We start from the raw sequence: 16,432 nt of genomic DNA on the forward strand, positions 1-16,432 counted from the left end.
TAAAACTGTTAAAACAATCGGTTGAGGTGCTGGATCGCGATCGAGGTCGCGGGTATTTCCTCCACGGGCAAAATGGCGTTTCCACCAGCCATGAGAACCCGAAATGAAAACCCTACTGCTGCTTATTGTATTTTTCAGCACATTGGCGAATGCCGCGCCCTATCAGGTCGCCAGCCATCAACAAACCTTTCACAATGGTGAGCGAGTGCTTACTGGGTGGGTACGTTACCCCACAACACAGCCCGGTGAGCAACGCGCGGCGAGCGCCCCGGCGCCTGAATGCCTCTCCGCAGTATTTAACTGTATCAACACCCATCCTGATGCCCCTGTCGCTTCCGGGCGTTTCCCGCTGATTGTGTTAAGCCATGGCAGCGGCGGCAACGCAATGAGTCAAGCCTGGCTGGCACAAGCCCTGGTGCAGCAAGGCACTATCGTGGTGGCGGTAAACCACCCCGGCAGCACCACCGGCGATTCCGTACCGGTACGCTCCGCCAGGCTGTGGCAGCAGACGCAGGATATTTCCGCCCTGATTACGGCGGTCAGCCAAGACCCACGCTGGCGCCAACATATTAATCCGCACGCCATCGGTGTGATCGGCCACTCCAAAGGGGGCTACAGCGCCATAGCCGCCATCGGCGGACGCATCACACGCGAGGGTTTCGCCCACGGTTGCCACCAGGCGCCAGCTACGCCGAGCTGCCAGTTCTATACCGCGGCCGGAGTAGATTTATCGGCCTTGCCGGCACGGCAAATGGATGCCGACTATACCGATCCGCGCATCCGTTTTGCCATCGCGCTCGATCCGGGGATGGTGCATTACCTGTCGCCATCCAGCCTGCGCAGGCTCAGTGCGCCACTGTTGGTTATTGTGCCGCAGCACTATATGGAAGGGAACACAGTGGGGAATCTGGGCGGCGCCAAACTGGCCGCCGATAGCGGTAAATACCCCATTCGCACGCTAACGTTGCCTGGCGGTAACCACTTCGATTTTTTGCCGACCTGCACACCGGCGGCGAAATCCATCCTGGAAGCGGACGGAGAAGCATTTATTTGCGCCACGCCGGCGGCGCAACGCGACGAATTTCACCAGCAGGCCATTCGTGCCGCCGTTGACTTTATCCGGCCATGGCTCCCGCCGCGCAGGGCATGACGGCACGCGGATGATTGTCCGGCCGGCGCACAAAAAGAAAACACCCGGGCAAGCCCGGGTGTCTGCATACTGGCACGGTGCCGTTAGTCGGCGCCGTTCCGTCACTGATGATTAAGCGGCTGGGGTAGCGGCTTTTTTAGCGACGGTTTTTTTAGCCGTTTTGTGGTGTTTTTTGGCAGCCTGCGCTTTTTGAGCGGCTGGTGCTGCTTTCTTAGTGGCTTTGTGGTGTTTTTTTACAGCCTGTGCTTTTTGAGCGGCTGGCGCTGCTTTTTTAGTGGCTTTATGATGTTTTTTAGCCGCCTGAGCTTTCTGTGCCGGGGCTTTTTTGGTGACTTTCTTATGGGCTTTCTTGTGAGTGGTGGTTTTAGCCGGTGCTTTCTGTGCAGCAGCAGGCGCCGCAGCAGTAGCAGGTGCTGAAGCGGGTGCAGCTGTAGTATCAGCGGCAAAAGCAACAGAAGACAGACCCATAGCGGCAGCAACGATCAGCGCAAATACTTTTTTCATAGTGACATTCCTCAGCGTTTTTTTCGGTAAGCCCCCAATGGAGCCGTTGCGCTGATAATAGAGGAACCCGTGTAGCGCTTCAGTAAGGGATTGGTTTCCTCGCGTAACCAAATGTACAGAAGCCGTTTGCCGTAGCTCAAACACACCACCACCGCCGGCAAAATGACCAAAATGGTCTATACTTACCAAACATGTGTCGAAACGGAGAGCCTAATGTTAAAGAAAAGCGAAAAAGTAGAACGAGATATCGATCAGGACGTCACTCTGCTTGCCGATACATTAGACGAAGTCCTGCGGGCTTCCGGTGATAAGAGTAAAGAGGAACTGAAAGAGCTGCACAATAAGGCGAAAGGGGTTTTACGCGATGCCCGGGCACGCTTTAACGATTCCCCTAGCCTGAAACAGCACGCGCGTGACGCGGTCAGCCATGCTGACAACTATATACACGACAAACCTTGGCAGGGCGTAGGCATCGGAGCTGCTGTTGGCATCGTGCTCGGCGTCCTGCTGGCCCGGCGTTAACACCCCCTGTAGTTATAAAGAGAAAACAACAAATGTGCGTCTGGCCCGTGGGTAACCACGGGCCGCTTACGTTTTATCCCCCGGCTTCCCTACGCATCCGGCGTTGATCGCTCTTCTTTGACGCGTCCCCATCCAGATTGCCAGTGAAACCGCACCTGGTTGTTTTACCGCCACGCTGCGCCGATGCGGGCGTTATCCGCCCGTTTGCCAACGCGCTTTAAAGACGGCCCACACTCGGGGCCGCACACGCCGGAAAAAAATTTTCCCCACGCAACCCAGCCCGGCTGCGGCTTGCATAAAAAAAGGCAAAAACACTATATGTAGAAAGGTTGATAAAACCAACATCAATATATAGTATTCATTGTGTCAGCCGCAGGGACATCGCGCCGGCTGATAACACTGCCAGAAACGCCGTAAGATGCTCTGTTTTCTGGTGTTGTCCGCCTTTCCTTCAAACCACAAGGTAAATGCGAATTATGAGCATTATTATTTACAGTAAACCTGACTGTGTCCAGTGCAATGCCACCTATCGCGCATTTGATAAGCAAGGGATTGATTATCAGGTCATCGACCTCACGCAGGATCAACAGGCCCTGACACACGTAAAATCATTAGGTTACCAACAGGTTCCGGTGATTATCGCCGGCGACGATCACTGGGCCGGGTTCCGCCCGGACAAAATCGGCGCGCTGGCCCAAGCTCTGGCATCGTGAGGTTCAGGCATGAATCCGTTGGTCTATTTCTCCAGCAGTTCGGAGAACACCCATCGGTTCGTTGAGAAGCTGGGCCTGCCGGCGATCCGTATCCCGATCGCCGGCGCCCGCAGCAAGCTGTTAATGGATCAACCCTATATATTGATTGTGCCCAGTTACGGCGGCGGTAGTCCCGTCGGCGCGGTGCCGATCCAGGTGATCCGTTTTCTCAATGTGCCACAGAACCGTTCCTATCTGCGCGGCGTGATCGCCGCCGGGAATACCAACTTCGGCGCAGCGTACGGCATTGCCGGCGACATTATCGCTAAAAAATGCCAGGTGCCTTTTCTTTACCGTTTTGAACTGCTCGGCACCGAGCTTGACGTTGCAAACGTTCGACAGGGAGTAACCGCATTTTGGCAACAACAGAACTGACCAAACCGGCGTCCGGCGCGCTGGATTACCATTCGCTCAACGCGATGCTCAACCTTTACGATGCCGAAGGGCGCATCCAGTTCGATAAAGATCGGCTGGCCGCACGCCAATACTTCCTGCAGCACGTCAACCAAAACACCGTTTTCTTCCATAACCTGGAAGAAAAGCTGCGCTATCTGGTAGAGGAAGGCTACTACGAGGCGCAGGTGCTGGCGCAGTATGAGTTCGCCTTTATCAAGCAACTGTTCCGCCAGGCCTATGCCAAGAAGTTCCGCTTCGATACCTTTCTGGGCGCCTTCAAGTATTACACCAGCTACACGCTGAAAACCTTTGATGGCAAACGCTATCTGGAACGTTATGAAGATCGCGTATGCATGGTGGCGATGACGCTGGCAGCCGGCAATACTCAACTGGCGCAGGATCTGGTCGAGGAAATTATTTCCGGGCGCTTCCAGCCGGCCACCCCCACCTTCCTCAACTGCGGCAAGCGCCAACGCGGGGAGCTGGTTTCCTGCTTCTTGCTGCGCATTGAAGACAATATGGAATCCATTGGCCGGGCGGTGAACTCTGCGCTGCAGCTTTCCAAGCGCGGCGGCGGCGTGGCCTTCCTGCTGACCAATATTCGCGAAGTGGGCGCACCGATCAAACGCATCGAAAACCAGTCGTCCGGCGTTATCCCAATCATGAAAATGCTGGAGGATGCCTTTTCCTATGCCAACCAGCTCGGCGCGCGCCAGGGAGCCGGTGCGGTATACCTTAACGCGCACCACCCCGACATCCTGCGCTTTCTCGATACCAAGCGGGAAAACGCCGATGAGAAAATCCGCATCAAAACCCTGTCGCTCGGCGTGGTGATCCCGGATATCACCTTTGAGCTGGCGAAAAACAACGAAGAGATGTACCTGTTCTCGCCGTATGACGTGGAGCGGGTGTACGGTGTGCCGTTCTCAGAGATCAGCGTCAGCGAAAAATATCGCGAAATGGTAGGTGACAAACGCATCCGCAAGTCCCGCATCAATGCGCGCGAGTTTTTCCAGGTGCTGGCGGAAATCCAGTTTGAATCCGGCTACCCGTATATGCTGTTTGAAGATACGGCCAACCGCGCCAGCCCGATCGCCGGGCGCATCAACATGAGCAACCTGTGCTCGGAAATCCTGCAGGTCAACCGCGCCAGCACCTACCGCGACGATCTGAGCTACGCGGAAGTGGGCAAAGATATCTCCTGCAACCTCGGTTCGCTGAACATCGCCAAGACCATGGACGCGCCGGACTTCGGCAAAGCGGTGGAAACGGCGATTCGCGCGCTGACGGCGGTGGCGGACATGAGCGACATCAGCTCGGTGCCTTCGATCGCCAGCGGCAACCGCGCCTCGCACGCCATCGGCCTGGGGCAGATGAACCTGCACGGCTACCTGGCGCGTGAGCGTATCTACTACGGTTCCGAAGAAGGGATTGATTTCACCAACATCTATTTCTACACCGTGGCCTACCACGCCATCCGCGCATCCAACCAGTTGGCGATAGAACGCGGCAGCAGCTTCGGCGGGTTTGAAAACTCCACCTACGCCAGCGGCGAATATTTTAGCAAATACATCGAGCAAAGCTGGCAGCCGCAAACCGCGCGCGTCAGCGAACTGTTCGCCCAGGCCAATATCAGTATCCCCAGCCAGGACGACTGGCAGGCGCTGCGCCAGTCAGTGATGGCGCACGGGCTGTATAATCAAAATCTGCAGGCGGTGCCGCCAACCGGTTCGATTTCCTATATCAATAATTCCACCTCCAGCATTCACCCGATCGTGTCACGCATCGAGATCCGCAAAGAGGGCAAGATTGGCCGTGTGTATTACCCCGCGCCTTACATGACCAACGACAACCTGGATTACTACCAGGATGCCTATGAGATCGGCCCGGAAAAGATTATTGATACCTATGCCGCCGCCACCCAGCATGTCGATCAGGGGCTGTCGCTGACGCTGTTCTTCCGCGATACCGCCACCACGCGCGACATCAACCGGGCGCAGATTTACGCCTGGCGCAAAGGGATCAAAACCATTTACTACATCCGCCTGCGCCAGATGGCGCTGGAAGGCACCGAAGTGCAGGGCTGCGTGTCCTGCTCGCTGTGAGGGATCTTATGACTATGCAACGTGTCCAGGCGATTAACTGGAACAAAATCGAAGACGACAAGGATCTGGAAGTGTGGAACCGCCTGACCGCCAACTTCTGGCTGCCGGAGAAAGTGCCGCTTTCCAACGATATCCCCTCATGGGCCACGCTGACCCCACAGGAGCAGCAGTTGACCATCCGGGTATTTACCGGCCTGACGCTGCTGGACACCATCCAGAACACCGTCGGCGCGCCGGCGCTGATTGCCGATGCGCTAACGCCGCATGAAGAGGCGGTATACTCGAACATCAGCTTTATGGAAGCGGTGCATGCGCGTTCTTACAGCTCGATCTTCTCTACCCTGTGCCAAACGCCGGACGTCGACGACGCCTACCGCTGGAGCGAAGAGAACCGCGCGCTGCAGAAAAAGGCCAGTATTATTCTGGCCCACTACCGCAGTGACGATCCGCTGTTGAAAAAGGTCGCCAGCGTCTTCCTGGAGTCTTTCCTGTTCTATTCCGGCTTTTATCTGCCGATGTACTGGTCCAGCCGCGCCAAGCTGACCAACACCGCCGATCTGATCCGCCTGATCATTCGCGACGAAGCAGTGCACGGCTACTACATCGGCTATAAATTCCAGAAAGGGTTGGAAAAAGCCGATCCGGCACGCCGCCAGCAGGTGAAAAACTTCGCCTTTGATCTGTTGCAGGATCTGTACGACAACGAAGTTCACTACACCGAAGAACTGTATGACGGCGTCGGCTGGACGGAAGATGTGAAAACCTTCCTGCATTACAATGCCAACAAGGCGCTGATGAACCTGGGCTATGAGGCCCTGTTCCCACCGGCGATGGCTGAAGTCAACCCGGCGATCCTTTCTGCGCTTTCGCCGAACGCGGATGAAAACCACGATTTCTTCTCCGGCTCCGGTTCGTCATACGTCATCGGCAAGGCCGTCAACACCGAAGACGAAGACTGGGATTTCTAAGCGCGTACCCGCCCCACCCGCCTCACGTTGCGCCAAACCCGGCGCAACGTGATCGGCCGCAATATTACTCGCACCGCATATCATGGTAGGCTTACCGGCTGAACGCACCACTGCGCCCTTGTTATTCACCGGATTAAGCGGCAGGCCATGCGCATAAAATTGTCTTTCCAAATCAAACTGTTTCTTGGCCTGGTCGCCTTTTCCTGCCTGCTGCTGACGGCGATCGGCAGCTATACCTATTACCGGCTGGATGCCAAACTGCATGAGGATCTTGGCGCCCGCGCCCAGGTGCAAGCGCGGGAAATTGCGCTGATGCCGCCGCTAATCAACGCGGTGCAACACAACGACACCGGGCAAATCGCCGCGCTGATGAACAAAATTCGCGCCGTCAGCGATGCCAGCTACATCGTTATCGGCAATAGCCAGACCCTGCATCTTTATCACTCACAATCCCCCAACAGTATCGGCACGCCAATGGTCGGCGGCGATAATAAACAGGTGCTGGCCGGCAAGAGCATCATTTCAGTGCGCGAAGGCGGCATCGGCATTTCGCTACGCAGCAAAGCCCCGATTCTGGATGAACACAACCGGGTGATCGGCATTGTCTCCGTCGGCTACCTAAAATCGTACATCGACAGTTTGAATGCCCGCAGCCTGAGCCAAATTGTGCTCTCCGTGGTGTTGCTATTGCTCACCCTGTTCATTTTCTCCTGGCTGCTGGCAAAAAACCTCAAACGCCAGATGTTTTGGTTGGAGCCGGAAGAGATTGCCCTGCTGGTCCGCCAGCAAAAAGCCTTGCTGGAAGCCATCTACGAAGGGGTGATCGCCATTGACGATCGGCGGCACATCATCACCATCAATCGCGCCGCACGTGAACTGTTAACGCTGCATCAACCGGCCAGCGTGTTGATCGGCAAAGAGATCAACGAAGTGATCAACGCCCAGCCAGACTTTTTCAGCCCGGCCAAGCTCGCGCAGAATACCCACGATGACGTTTGCCGCTTTAACCACGTGCGCGTCATCGCCAGCCGGGTACGTATCCTGCAGGAGGACAAACTGCAGGGTTGGGTGATCAGCTTCCGCGACAAAAACGACATCAATACGCTAAGCAGCCAGCTCAGCCAGGTGCGGCGCTACGCGGATACCCTGCGCATCATGCGCCATGAGCAGCTTAACTGGGCGGCGACCCTGGCCGGGCTGTTACATATGCATCGCTACGATGAAGCCGTGCGCTATGTCGAGGCGCAGTCGGAAGGGGCCCAGGAAATCCTGGACTTCATTGCGCAACGCTTCAGTTCGGCGGCGCTGTGCGGCCTGCTGTTAGGCAAATATGCCAGCGCCCGCGAAAAAGGCATTACTCTGCAGTTTGATCCCGCCTGCCAACTGCGCCAGCTCCCTGCTGCGCTGAATGAAACCGAGCTGATGTCGATCATCGGCAACCTGGTGGATAACGCCGTAGAGGCAACGCTGCGCGGCGCAACGCCGCAGGCGCCCGTCGAGCTGTATATCAGCGACAGCGGCACCGAACTGGTGATAGACGTCGCAGACCAGGGCGCCGGCATTGCGCCGGCGATCCGTGACACGCTATTTGAGCAAGGGGTAACGACAAAAGACAAGGGCGATCACGGCATTGGCCTGCACCTGGTCGCCAGCCATGTGGCGCAGGCGCACGGCAGCATAGAAGTGACGGATAATTCACCGCATGGCACCGTATTCTCCCTTTTTATTCCCAAAGCAAGATAACCATTAGGTTCATTAGGCGGGGTTACATACCCATGCAATAATTAAGTGTATTATGCAGCGAAATATCCCGCAGAAAATAGCCCCCCGTAAACCTAAAATGTAACGTCTATTTCCCCCAGAAAGCATCACGTATTACGGTAATATTTTAATACTAAGAATAATATTTGAAAATTTCACAACGAATTTATTACATCTAAAAATCAGTATGTTCGTGGAATTATTGCGAATAGTGAAAAAAATATGCAAGGTGGGCGAAAGTACCATAACCAATAAAAAAGCGGATGTAAACCGCAGATATACCCTTGAAGGAAGATTGAGACTTGTCTCAGAAACTCACTGTGTTAGGGTATAGGGCACTATTATTTTCTATTAGGAAATTTTTATCGTTTGAATTACTCCAGAGGAAACAGAAAATTGCATGGCAATTAAACTCGAAGTAAAAAACCTATATAAGATATTTGGCGAGCACCCAGATCGCGCATTCAAGCTGATTGATAAAGGATTATCCAAGGATCAACTGTTTGAAAAAACCGGATTATCACTGGGTGTAAAAAACGCAAGTCTGGCCATTGAAGAAGGCGAGATATTTGTCATCATGGGGCTTTCCGGTTCGGGGAAATCCACCCTGGTACGCCTTCTCAATCGTCTGATAGAACCTACCCGCGGGCAGGTTCTGATTGACGGTGAGGATATTTCAAAAATATCCGATGCCGCCCTGCGTACCGTGCGCCGTAATAAGATCAGCATGGTGTTCCAGTCATTCGCGCTAATGCCGCATATGAACGTATTAGACAATACGGCATTCGGCATGGAATTAGCCGGCGTACCACTGCGTGAGCGCCAGGAAAAAGCGCTGGATGCATTGCGCCAGGTGGGGCTGGAAAATTATGCTAAATCCTACCCGGATGAACTTTCCGGCGGCATGCGCCAGCGCGTAGGGTTAGCCCGTGCGATGGCAAACGATCCCGACATATTATTAATGGATGAGGCCTTCTCGGCGCTGGATCCATTAATCCGTACCGAAATGCAGGATGAACTGGTGAAATTGCAGTCTAAACACCAGCGTACCATCGTGTTTATTTCCCATGATTTGGATGAAGCCATGCGTATTGGCGATCGTATTGCCATTATGCAAGGCGGTGAGGTTATTCAAGTCGGTACGCCGGATGAAATCCTGAATAATCCGGCCAATGATTATGTCCGCACCTTCTTCCGCGGCGTTGATATCAGCCACGTATTTAGCGCGAAAGATATCGCCAAACGCCGCCCGGTAACGTTAATTCGTAAAACCCCCGGTATTGGTCCACGTTCAGCGCTCCGGCTGCTGCAGGATGAAGACCGCGATTATGGCTATGTTCTTGAACGTGGGCAGAAATTCATCGGCGTAGTGTCGATAGAATCGCTGAAAAAAGCCCTGGCGGCCGGCCAGACGCTGGACGATGCGCTGCTCGAAGCACCCGCACCGGTGCCGGCCGACATGCCGCTCAGCGAGCTGATTTCCCTGGTTGCGCAGGCGCCTTGCGCCGTGCCGGTCGTCGGCGAAGAGAACAACTATATCGGCATTATTTCCAAAGCCATGCTGCTGCAGGCTTTAGATAAAGAGGGCTCAACCGAATGACTGATCAAACTCAAAACCCGTGGGCCAGCACCGCAGAACAGAGTGCCGCCCCGGCCCATGACGCCGCAGGCCAGGCCGCGGCAAGCAGCGATCCCTGGGCCAGCTCCGCAGCGCCTGCAGGCAATGCGAATGATGCCTGGTCAACGTCACCGCCGCCCGCGTCACACGATGCCGCCAGCCAGGCCGCACAGGGCAGCGACTGGCTGAACAGCGCCCCGGCACAGCCGGAGCACTTCAACCTGCTCGATCCGTTCCATAAAGCCTGGGTGCCGTTCGATTCCTGGGTCACCAGCGGCATCGACTGGCTGGTGCTGCACTTCCGTCCCCTGTTTCAGGGGATCCGCGTGCCGGTGGATTTCATCCTGAGCGGCTTTCAACAAATGCTGCTCGGCATGCCGGCACCGGTTGCCATTGTGCTGTTCTCGCTGATCGCCTGGCAGCTTTCAAGCCTGGGCATGGGCGCCGCCACGCTGGTGTCGCTGGTGGCCATCGGCGCCATTGGCGCCTGGTCGCAGGCGATGGTCACGCTGGCGCTGGTATTAACCGCCCTGCTGTTTTGTATCGTGATCGGCTTGCCGCTCGGCATCTGGCTGGCGCGCAGCAGAAACGCCGCCAAGGTGATACGGCCGATTCTTGATGCCATGCAAACCACCCCGGCGTTTGTTTACCTGGTGCCGATCGTCATGCTGTTCGGTATCGGCAACGTGCCCGGCGTGGTGGTGACCATCATCTTTGCCCTGCCGCCCATCGTGCGTTTGACGATCCTGGGGATACAGCAGGTGCCGGAAGATCTGATCGAAGCGGCCGAGTCCTTTGGCTCCAGCCCACGCCAAATGCTGTTTAAAGTACAACTGCCGCTGGCGATGCCAACCATTATGGCGGGCGTGAACCAAACGCTGATGCTGGCGCTTTCGATGGTGGTCATCGCCTCGATGATTGCCGTTGGCGGCCTGGGCCAGATGGTGTTGCGCGGTATCGGCCGCCTTGATATGGGCCTGGCGGCGGTCGGCGGCGTCGGGATCGTTATTCTGGCCATTATTCTCGATCGCCTGACCCAATCTCTGGGGCGCGATCGCCGCAGCAAGGGGATGGGCCGCTGGTATGCTCACGGGCCAATCGGCCTGCTCGCCCGTCCATTCATCAAAAAAGCGTAATCGCTCGGCTCCCGGCGCCAGCCGGGAGCCATGGCACGCAACCATCACCGAAGGGGAACCATTATGCGTTCGGCAGGAATTTGGGCTGTCGCCCTTGGAGCATTGTTTAGTGCTCAAGCCTTTGCCGCAGAACTTCCCGGTAAAGGCGTCGTGGTAAAACCGGTACAAAGCACCCTTGCAGAAGAAAGCTTCCAGACAGAGCTGGTCAACCGAGCCTTGACGGCATTGGGCTACGACGTTCAACCCACGGCAGAAGTGGACTACAACGTAGCCTATACCTCGATTGCCGCCGGCGACGCCACCTATATGGCGGTGAACTGGGAGCCGCTGCAGGTGGATATGTATAACAACGCCGGCGGCGGGCAAAAGTTTTATCGTGAAGGGGTGTATATCACCAACGCCGCACAGGGCTATCTGATTGATAAGAAAACCGCGGATCGCTACAAAATCCACGATATTTCCCAGTTAAAAGATCCCAAGCTGGCGAAACTGTTTGACGCGGATGGCGACGGCAAGGCCGACCTGGCCGGCTGCGAACCGGGCTGGGCATGCGGCAACGTGATCGACACCCACCTCCATGCTTATGGACTTAGCCAAACCGTTACACAAAACCAGGGTAACTACTCGGCGATTATCGCCGATACCCTGACCCGCTTTAAACAGGGCAAACCGGTGCTCTACTTCACCTGGACGCCATACTGGGTCAGCGACGAACTGGTGCCGGGCCGCGACGTGGTATGGCTGACGGTGCCGTTTTCCTCCAGCCCCGGCTCGCTGAAAAACACCGACACCACCTTGCCTAACGGCAAAAACTACGGTTTCTCGGTCAATAACGAGCATATCGTCGCCAATAAACAGTGGGCGGCGGCCAACCCGGCGGCGGCGAAACTGTTCGCCATCATGAAGCTGCCGCTGGCCGATGTGAACGCGCAGAACCTGCGTATGCACAACGGCGAAAACAGCAGCGCCGATATACAACGCCATGTCGACGGCTGGATCCGTGCTCACCAGGCCACGTTTGACGGCTGGATCAAAACGGCTGCCGCGGCGGCGAAATAATCTCCTGCGCCGGTAACCCGGCGTCACATGACAAAAATAAGGTATTTCACTATGCGCAAAGCAGGAATATGGGCTCTGGCCCTGACAACACTGATGGGTTCATCGTTCACCTACGCCGCCGATCTGCCTGGCAAAGGCATTTCGGTACAGCCGGTGCAAAGCACCATCTCAGAAGAAACGTTCCAGACGCTGCTGGTCAGCAAAGCGCTGGAAAAACTTGGCTATGACGTCAAGCCGCCGCGTGAAGTGGACTATAACGTTGCCTATACCTCCATTGCCTCTGGCGACGCCACCTTCCTCGCCGTGAGCTGGGATCCGCTGCACGCCGATCAGTACAAGGCCGCCGGCGGCGATGCCAAGTTCTACCGTGAAGGCGTATACGTTAACGGCGCCGCACAGGGCTATCTGATTGACAAGAAAACTGCCGAGCAGCACCACATCACCAACATTGAGCAGTTGAAAGATCCCAACATCGCCAAGCTGTTTGATACCAACGGCGATGGCAAGGCCGATCTCACCGGCTGTACGCCGGGCTGGGGCTGTGAAGCGGTGATTAACCACCAGATAGACGCTTACGGCCTGAGCAAGACCGTTGAGCACAACCAGGGCAATTACGCGGCGATGATTGCCGATACCATCACCCGTTATAAAGAAGGCAAGCCGGTGCTGTACTACACCTGGACGCCATACTGGGTTAGCGACGTGCTGGTGCCAGGGCGTGACGTAGTGTGGCTGCAGGTGCCGTTCTCATCCCTGCCGGGCGCGCAGCAAAACGTGGATACCAAGCTGCCTAACGGCAACAACTACGGTTTCCCGGTTAACACCATGCGTATCGCCGCCAACAAACAGTGGGCCGAAGCTAACCCGGCAGCCGCCAAACTGTTCGCGATCATGCGCCTGCCTATCGCGGACGTGAACGCGCAAAACCTGCGTATGCATGAAGGCCAGTCTTCTGAAGCCGATATCGAAAACCACGTCAATGGTTGGATTAAAGCACACCAGGCGACCTTCGATGGCTGGGTCAAAACCGCCGCTGAAGCCGCACAGAAATAATGCCTTTCGGGGCGCAGCCCGCTGCGCCCCTTATTCCCCGATAACAATCCCCCCACCCTGCAAAAAACGCTCTGCGGCCTTTGACAGTGGCTGTGGCCATACGCAAAACACCTGGCGCCGCGGCCCATCCTGAATCGGGATCGACACCAGCGTGTTCAGGCGCTGCGCCGTTGAGATCGGCACGATGCCCGCCGCCAACCCTCGGCTGACCAGATTTTCCAGCCATTCGAAATGGTCGATTTCAAAGCTGACGTGCCGCTTGATACCTGCGGCCTGAAACGCGCGATCGGTCTGCCGCCTTGCAGCGGTGCCGCTATAAAAATCCACCAGCGGCACCTCCGACAGCGCCTTCAGGCTTACCCGTTCACAGCCGGCCAACGGGTGCTGCGCGGCCACCAGCGCCACCAGCGGCTCATCGATCAACCGACGATGGGAAACCGGCAGCAGATCGATATCCCCCGGCCAGATGCCGACAAACGCCAGGTCGATCTTCTGCTGGCGCACATCCTCCAGCAGCATCTCGCTCATGCCCACGTACAGCCGGATATTCACCGCCGGATAGTGGCGGTGGAATTTGTCGAGCATACTGGGCAGATCAATCGCGTTTATCGTTGAGATGGTGCCGATACTCAGGGTGCCGGACACCGTGCTGCTGGCGGCGGTGACCTCTTCCACCAGCGCCTGTTTCGCCGCCAGCAGCCGCTGTGCGGACGGAATAAATGCCTGGCCGGCGGTGGTCAGCCTGACCCGGCGCGAAGTGCGTTCAAACAGTGAACAACCCAGCTCATCCTCCAGCTTGGCAATCTGATGGCTGAGGGCCGACTGCACCGTATGGCAGCGCTGCGCCGCTCGGGTAAAGCTCTGCTCCTCGGCCACCGCCAGCGCATAGCGGATCTGTTTCAGGTTCATGGTATCTATCTCAAAATGAGATTAATCAAATGAAAATTATACATTGGTTTAATACACCGCGCTGCCGGATACTCCCCCCACGTTTTCCGATGATGAGACCCTATGCGCCCATCAACCCCAACTTCAGGCCTCAGCCCGATGCTGACCGCCCTGATCGCCATCGCCACCGGCCTGGCGGTCGCCAGTAACTATTATGCCCAGCCGCTGCTGGAAACCATCGCCCAGAGTTTCCGCCTGTCGGTCAACCAGGCCGGGCTGATCGTCACTGTCGCCCAGTTGAGCTATGCCACCGGCCTGCTGCTGCTGGTGCCGCTCGGCGATATGTTTGAACGCCGCGGGCTGATTGTGTTTATGACGCTGCTGGCGGCCTGCGGCATGCTGATCACCGCCAGCGCGGGCACGCTGCCGTTGATGATGTTCGGCACCGCCCTGACCGGGCTGTTTTCAGTGGTAGCGCAGATACTGGTGCCGTTGGCGGCCACGCTGGCGCAGCCGGAAAAGCGCGGGAAGACCGTGGGGATAATCATGAGCGGCTTGCTGCTGGGTATCTTGCTGGCGCGCACCGTGGCAGGCGCGCTGGCGGCGATCGGCGGTTGGCGCACCATTTACTGGGTGGCCAGCGTATTGATGATCCTGATGGCGCTGCTATTGTGGCGTGCGCTGCCGCGCTATAAACAGCATACCGGGCTGAATTACTTCCAGTTGCTGAGATCGATTTTCACCCTATTCAGCGGCACACCGCTGCTGCGCACCCGCGCGCTGCTTGGTGCGCTGTCGTTTGCCAACTTCAGCGTTCTCTGGACGTCCATCGCCTTTCTGCTGGCGGCGCCGCCGTTCAACTATTCGGAAGGCGCCATTGGGCTGTTCGGGTTGGCGGGCGCTGCCGGAGCGCTGGCCGCTTCACGCGCCGGCCATCTGGCCGATAAGGGCAAGGCCCGCCTGACTACCAGCGTTGGCCTGGCGCTCTTGCTGTTGTCATGGCTGCCCATTGCACTGGCGAAACAATCGCTATGGGCGCTGATTGTAGGGATTGTGATCCTCGATCTGGCGGTACAGGCGGTGCACGTCACCAACCAAAGCGTGATTTACCGCATTATGCCGGAAGCCCGCAACCGCCTGACCGCCGGCTATATGACCAGCTATTTTATCGGCGGCGCGCTGGGCTCACTGTTGTCCGCCTCGGCCTACCAGCACGCAGGATGGTATGGTGTGTCCGCCGTCGGCGGCGTTTTATGCCTGCTCAACCTGACGATTTGGCAGTTCGGCAAGCGGCTTGATCCATAGGGCACAGCCGAAAGCCTGGGTAGGGGTATAAAGGCGCCTGGCTCTCTGGTAAGGTGATGAGCATGAAACGGGGCCGTATTTCACTGTGCGTGACGGCGCCCTTTACCCCTGATAATTCGAATAAAAATGCCAAACCAAGCAGTTGACAACCTCACCCCCGCCGCCACCTTCACGAACGGCGTCGTTGACAGTTTACCGATCGTGATCGGCTATGTGCCTGTGGCGTTTGCCTTTGGCCTGAGCACGGTGAAACTGGGTTTCACCCCGCTCGACAGCATTTTCTTCTCCTGCATTATCTATGCGGGCGCCAGCCAGTTCGTGATTACCGCCCTACTAAGCGCCGGGATGTCGCTGTGGGTATCGGCCCTGACGGTGATGGCGATGGACGTGCGCCACCTGCTGTACGGCCCGGCGCTGCGCCACCGCATTGTCACACGCATGTCGGGCGGGAAAACCGCGCTGTGGGCGTTTGGCCTGACGGATGAAGTGTTTGCCGCCGCCACCACCAAACTGATGCGCAATAACCGCAGTTGGAGTGAAAACTGGATGCTGGGTATTGCGCTGTGTTCCTGGCTGGCCTGGGTGGCCGGCACTGCCGTTGGGGCGCTCTTCGGCAATGGCCCGCTGGAGCAGTTCCCGGTGCTGGAGGCGGCGCTTTCCTTCATGCTGCCGGCACTATTCCTGAGTTTTCTGCTGGCCGCGTTTAAACGCCCACAAAGCCTGACGATCGCCGCCGCGCTGGCCGGTGCGCTGCTCGGCGTGGTGCTATTTTCCATTCCGGTCGCCATTTTAACCAGTCTCGCCGCCGGCGGTGTGGCGGCGCTGTGCCGCCCCGCAGCCGAGGAGGCCGCCGATGAACACTAACGTCCTGCTCATTGGGCTGATCGTCGGTTGCGCCAACTACCTGTTCCGCTATCTGCCATTGCGCCTGGGTGCCAGCCGCAATCCGGCAGCGCTCAAACGCGGTAAAACCGCCCTGCTGCTCGACAGCATCGGCATCGCTTCTATCTGCGCGCTACTGGTGGTTTCCAGCACGCCGGTGATCATGCGCGAACCCGACAAACTTTGGCCCACGCTGGCGGGTTTCGGCGCGCTGGCGCTGTGCTTTTATCGCAGCCAAAGCATCATTCTTTCGACATTAACTGGCGCATTAACCTTTGGGATTACATTAAAACTACTTATATGTTTCAGCTAAGGCTGATACGCTACTGCGTA

At 56.9% G+C, this 16,432-nt stretch carries 16 protein-coding genes; 14 read left to right on the plus strand and 2 right to left on the minus strand.

Features of this window, described 5'->3' with window-relative positions; translation table 11 throughout:
* The first annotated feature begins 103 nt into the window (after nucleotides 1-103).
* Nucleotides 104-1,150: an alpha/beta hydrolase family protein gene (locus ABFX35_RS18025; RefSeq protein ID WP_346082366.1), complete on the plus strand. Its 1,047-nt coding sequence runs from the start codon at nucleotides 104-106 to the stop codon at nucleotides 1,148-1,150.
* Between the two features lie 111 nt (nucleotides 1,151-1,261).
* Here the strand turns inward: ABFX35_RS18025 and asr are convergent, their stop codons facing one another.
* On the minus strand, nucleotides 1,262-1,654 hold the full coding sequence (gene asr, locus ABFX35_RS18030; protein WP_279024537.1) for an acid resistance repetitive basic protein Asr: 393 nt from the start codon (nucleotides 1,652-1,654) through the stop codon (nucleotides 1,262-1,264).
* A 213-nt stretch (nucleotides 1,655-1,867) separates the two neighbouring features.
* Here asr and ABFX35_RS18035 point away from each other — a divergent pair, with 213 nt between their 5' ends.
* The 10 genes from ABFX35_RS18035 (at nucleotide 1,868) to proX (ABFX35_RS18080) (ending at nucleotide 13,024) form a co-directional block, all read left to right on the plus strand.
* On the plus strand, nucleotides 1,868-2,176 hold the full coding sequence (locus tag ABFX35_RS18035; RefSeq protein ID WP_279024539.1) for an ElaB/YgaM/YqjD family protein: 309 nt from the start codon (nucleotides 1,868-1,870) through the stop codon (nucleotides 2,174-2,176).
* 476 nt (nucleotides 2,177-2,652) lie between these two features.
* Complete coding sequence (gene nrdH / locus ABFX35_RS18040; protein WP_095847504.1) at nucleotides 2,653-2,889, plus strand: glutaredoxin-like protein NrdH; 237 nt, start codon at nucleotides 2,653-2,655, stop codon at nucleotides 2,887-2,889.
* A 9-nt stretch (nucleotides 2,890-2,898) separates the two neighbouring features.
* Complete coding sequence (nrdI, locus tag ABFX35_RS18045; RefSeq protein WP_095847503.1) at nucleotides 2,899-3,303, plus strand: class Ib ribonucleoside-diphosphate reductase assembly flavoprotein NrdI; 405 nt, start codon at nucleotides 2,899-2,901, stop codon at nucleotides 3,301-3,303.
* Nucleotides 3,285-5,429, plus strand: coding sequence for a class 1b ribonucleoside-diphosphate reductase subunit alpha (gene nrdE, locus ABFX35_RS18050; protein WP_095847502.1), 2,145 nt, complete (start codon nucleotides 3,285-3,287; stop codon nucleotides 5,427-5,429). Before nrdI ends, nrdE begins: the two co-directional genes overlap by 19 nt.
* An 8-nt stretch (nucleotides 5,430-5,437) precedes the next feature.
* Nucleotides 5,438-6,397 (plus strand): class 1b ribonucleoside-diphosphate reductase subunit beta, encoded by a 960-nt coding sequence (nrdF, locus tag ABFX35_RS18055; RefSeq protein ID WP_279024543.1) that lies wholly within the window; start codon nucleotides 5,438-5,440, stop codon nucleotides 6,395-6,397.
* 147 nt (nucleotides 6,398-6,544) lie between these two features.
* The gene (locus ABFX35_RS18060) at nucleotides 6,545-8,140 is read left to right on the plus strand and encodes an ATP-binding protein (protein ID WP_346082367.1); all 1,596 of its coding nucleotides are present in this window, start codon (nucleotides 6,545-6,547) and stop codon (nucleotides 8,138-8,140) included.
* Between the two features lie 418 nt (nucleotides 8,141-8,558).
* Nucleotides 8,559-9,758, plus strand: a complete 1,200-nt coding sequence (proV, locus tag ABFX35_RS18065; RefSeq protein WP_095847499.1) for a glycine betaine/L-proline ABC transporter ATP-binding protein ProV — start codon at nucleotides 8,559-8,561, stop codon at nucleotides 9,756-9,758.
* Nucleotides 9,755-10,912, plus strand: a complete 1,158-nt coding sequence (gene proW / locus ABFX35_RS18070; RefSeq protein ID WP_346082368.1) for a glycine betaine/L-proline ABC transporter permease ProW — start codon at nucleotides 9,755-9,757, stop codon at nucleotides 10,910-10,912. The genes proV and proW overlap by 4 nt, the downstream gene beginning before the upstream one ends.
* A 63-nt stretch (nucleotides 10,913-10,975) precedes the next feature.
* On the plus strand, nucleotides 10,976-11,971 hold the full coding sequence (gene proX / locus ABFX35_RS18075) for a glycine betaine/L-proline ABC transporter substrate-binding protein ProX (protein WP_346082369.1): 996 nt from the start codon (nucleotides 10,976-10,978) through the stop codon (nucleotides 11,969-11,971).
* A 51-nt stretch (nucleotides 11,972-12,022) separates the two neighbouring features.
* The gene (gene proX, locus ABFX35_RS18080; RefSeq protein WP_279024550.1) at nucleotides 12,023-13,024 is read left to right on the plus strand and encodes a glycine betaine/L-proline ABC transporter substrate-binding protein ProX; all 1,002 of its coding nucleotides are present in this window, start codon (nucleotides 12,023-12,025) and stop codon (nucleotides 13,022-13,024) included.
* 30 nt (nucleotides 13,025-13,054) lie between these two features.
* On the opposite strand, the gene ABFX35_RS18085 is transcribed toward proX (ABFX35_RS18080), so the two are convergent.
* Complete coding sequence (locus ABFX35_RS18085) at nucleotides 13,055-13,933, minus strand: LysR family transcriptional regulator (protein WP_279024551.1); 879 nt, start codon at nucleotides 13,931-13,933, stop codon at nucleotides 13,055-13,057.
* A gap of 102 nt (nucleotides 13,934-14,035) precedes the next feature.
* Here ABFX35_RS18085 and ABFX35_RS18090 point away from each other — a divergent pair, with 102 nt between their 5' ends.
* The 3 genes from ABFX35_RS18090 (at nucleotide 14,036) to ygaH (ending at nucleotide 16,412) form a co-directional block, all read left to right on the plus strand.
* Complete coding sequence (locus tag ABFX35_RS18090) at nucleotides 14,036-15,217, plus strand: MFS transporter (protein ID WP_279024553.1); 1,182 nt, start codon at nucleotides 14,036-14,038, stop codon at nucleotides 15,215-15,217.
* 126 nt (nucleotides 15,218-15,343) lie between these two features.
* Nucleotides 15,344-16,081 (plus strand): AzlC family ABC transporter permease, encoded by a 738-nt coding sequence (locus tag ABFX35_RS18095; protein ID WP_279024555.1) that lies wholly within the window; start codon nucleotides 15,344-15,346, stop codon nucleotides 16,079-16,081.
* A complete protein-coding gene (gene ygaH, locus ABFX35_RS18100) occupies nucleotides 16,071-16,412 on the plus strand; it encodes an L-valine transporter subunit YgaH (RefSeq protein ID WP_279024557.1) in 342 nt (113 codons plus the stop codon). The genes ABFX35_RS18095 and ygaH overlap by 11 nt, the downstream gene beginning before the upstream one ends.
* Nucleotides 16,413-16,432 lie beyond the last annotated feature (20 nt).

Source organism: Gibbsiella dentisursi (genome assembly GCF_039539505.1).
Lineage (GTDB): Bacteria > Pseudomonadota > Gammaproteobacteria > Enterobacterales > Enterobacteriaceae > Gibbsiella > Gibbsiella quercinecans.

Coding starts and splice junctions, on each gene's coding strand:
- ABFX35_RS18025 (WP_346082366.1), top strand. CDS start 104: ATGAAAACCCTACTGCTGCTTATTGTATTTTTCAGCACATTGGCGAAT.
- nrdH (WP_095847504.1), top strand. CDS start 2,653: ATGAGCATTATTATTTACAGTAAACCTGACTGTGTCCAGTGCAATGCC.
- ABFX35_RS18035 (WP_279024539.1), top strand. CDS start 1,868: ATGTTAAAGAAAAGCGAAAAAGTAGAACGAGATATCGATCAGGACGTC.
- nrdF (WP_279024543.1), top strand. CDS start 5,438: ATGACTATGCAACGTGTCCAGGCGATTAACTGGAACAAAATCGAAGAC.
- ABFX35_RS18095 (WP_279024555.1), top strand. CDS start 15,344: ATGCCAAACCAAGCAGTTGACAACCTCACCCCCGCCGCCACCTTCACG.
- proV (WP_095847499.1), top strand. CDS start 8,559: ATGGCAATTAAACTCGAAGTAAAAAACCTATATAAGATATTTGGCGAG.
- ABFX35_RS18085 (WP_279024551.1), bottom strand. CDS start 13,933: ATGAACCTGAAACAGATCCGCTATGCGCTGGCGGTGGCCGAGGAGCAG.
- ABFX35_RS18090 (WP_279024553.1), top strand. CDS start 14,036: ATGCGCCCATCAACCCCAACTTCAGGCCTCAGCCCGATGCTGACCGCC.
- proX (WP_279024550.1), top strand. CDS start 12,023: ATGCGCAAAGCAGGAATATGGGCTCTGGCCCTGACAACACTGATGGGT.
- proX (WP_346082369.1), top strand. CDS start 10,976: ATGCGTTCGGCAGGAATTTGGGCTGTCGCCCTTGGAGCATTGTTTAGT.
- ABFX35_RS18060 (WP_346082367.1), top strand. CDS start 6,545: ATGCGCATAAAATTGTCTTTCCAAATCAAACTGTTTCTTGGCCTGGTC.
- nrdI (WP_095847503.1), top strand. CDS start 2,899: ATGAATCCGTTGGTCTATTTCTCCAGCAGTTCGGAGAACACCCATCGG.
- ygaH (WP_279024557.1), top strand. CDS start 16,071: ATGAACACTAACGTCCTGCTCATTGGGCTGATCGTCGGTTGCGCCAAC.
- proW (WP_346082368.1), top strand. CDS start 9,755: ATGACTGATCAAACTCAAAACCCGTGGGCCAGCACCGCAGAACAGAGT.
- asr (WP_279024537.1), bottom strand. CDS start 1,654: ATGAAAAAAGTATTTGCGCTGATCGTTGCTGCCGCTATGGGTCTGTCT.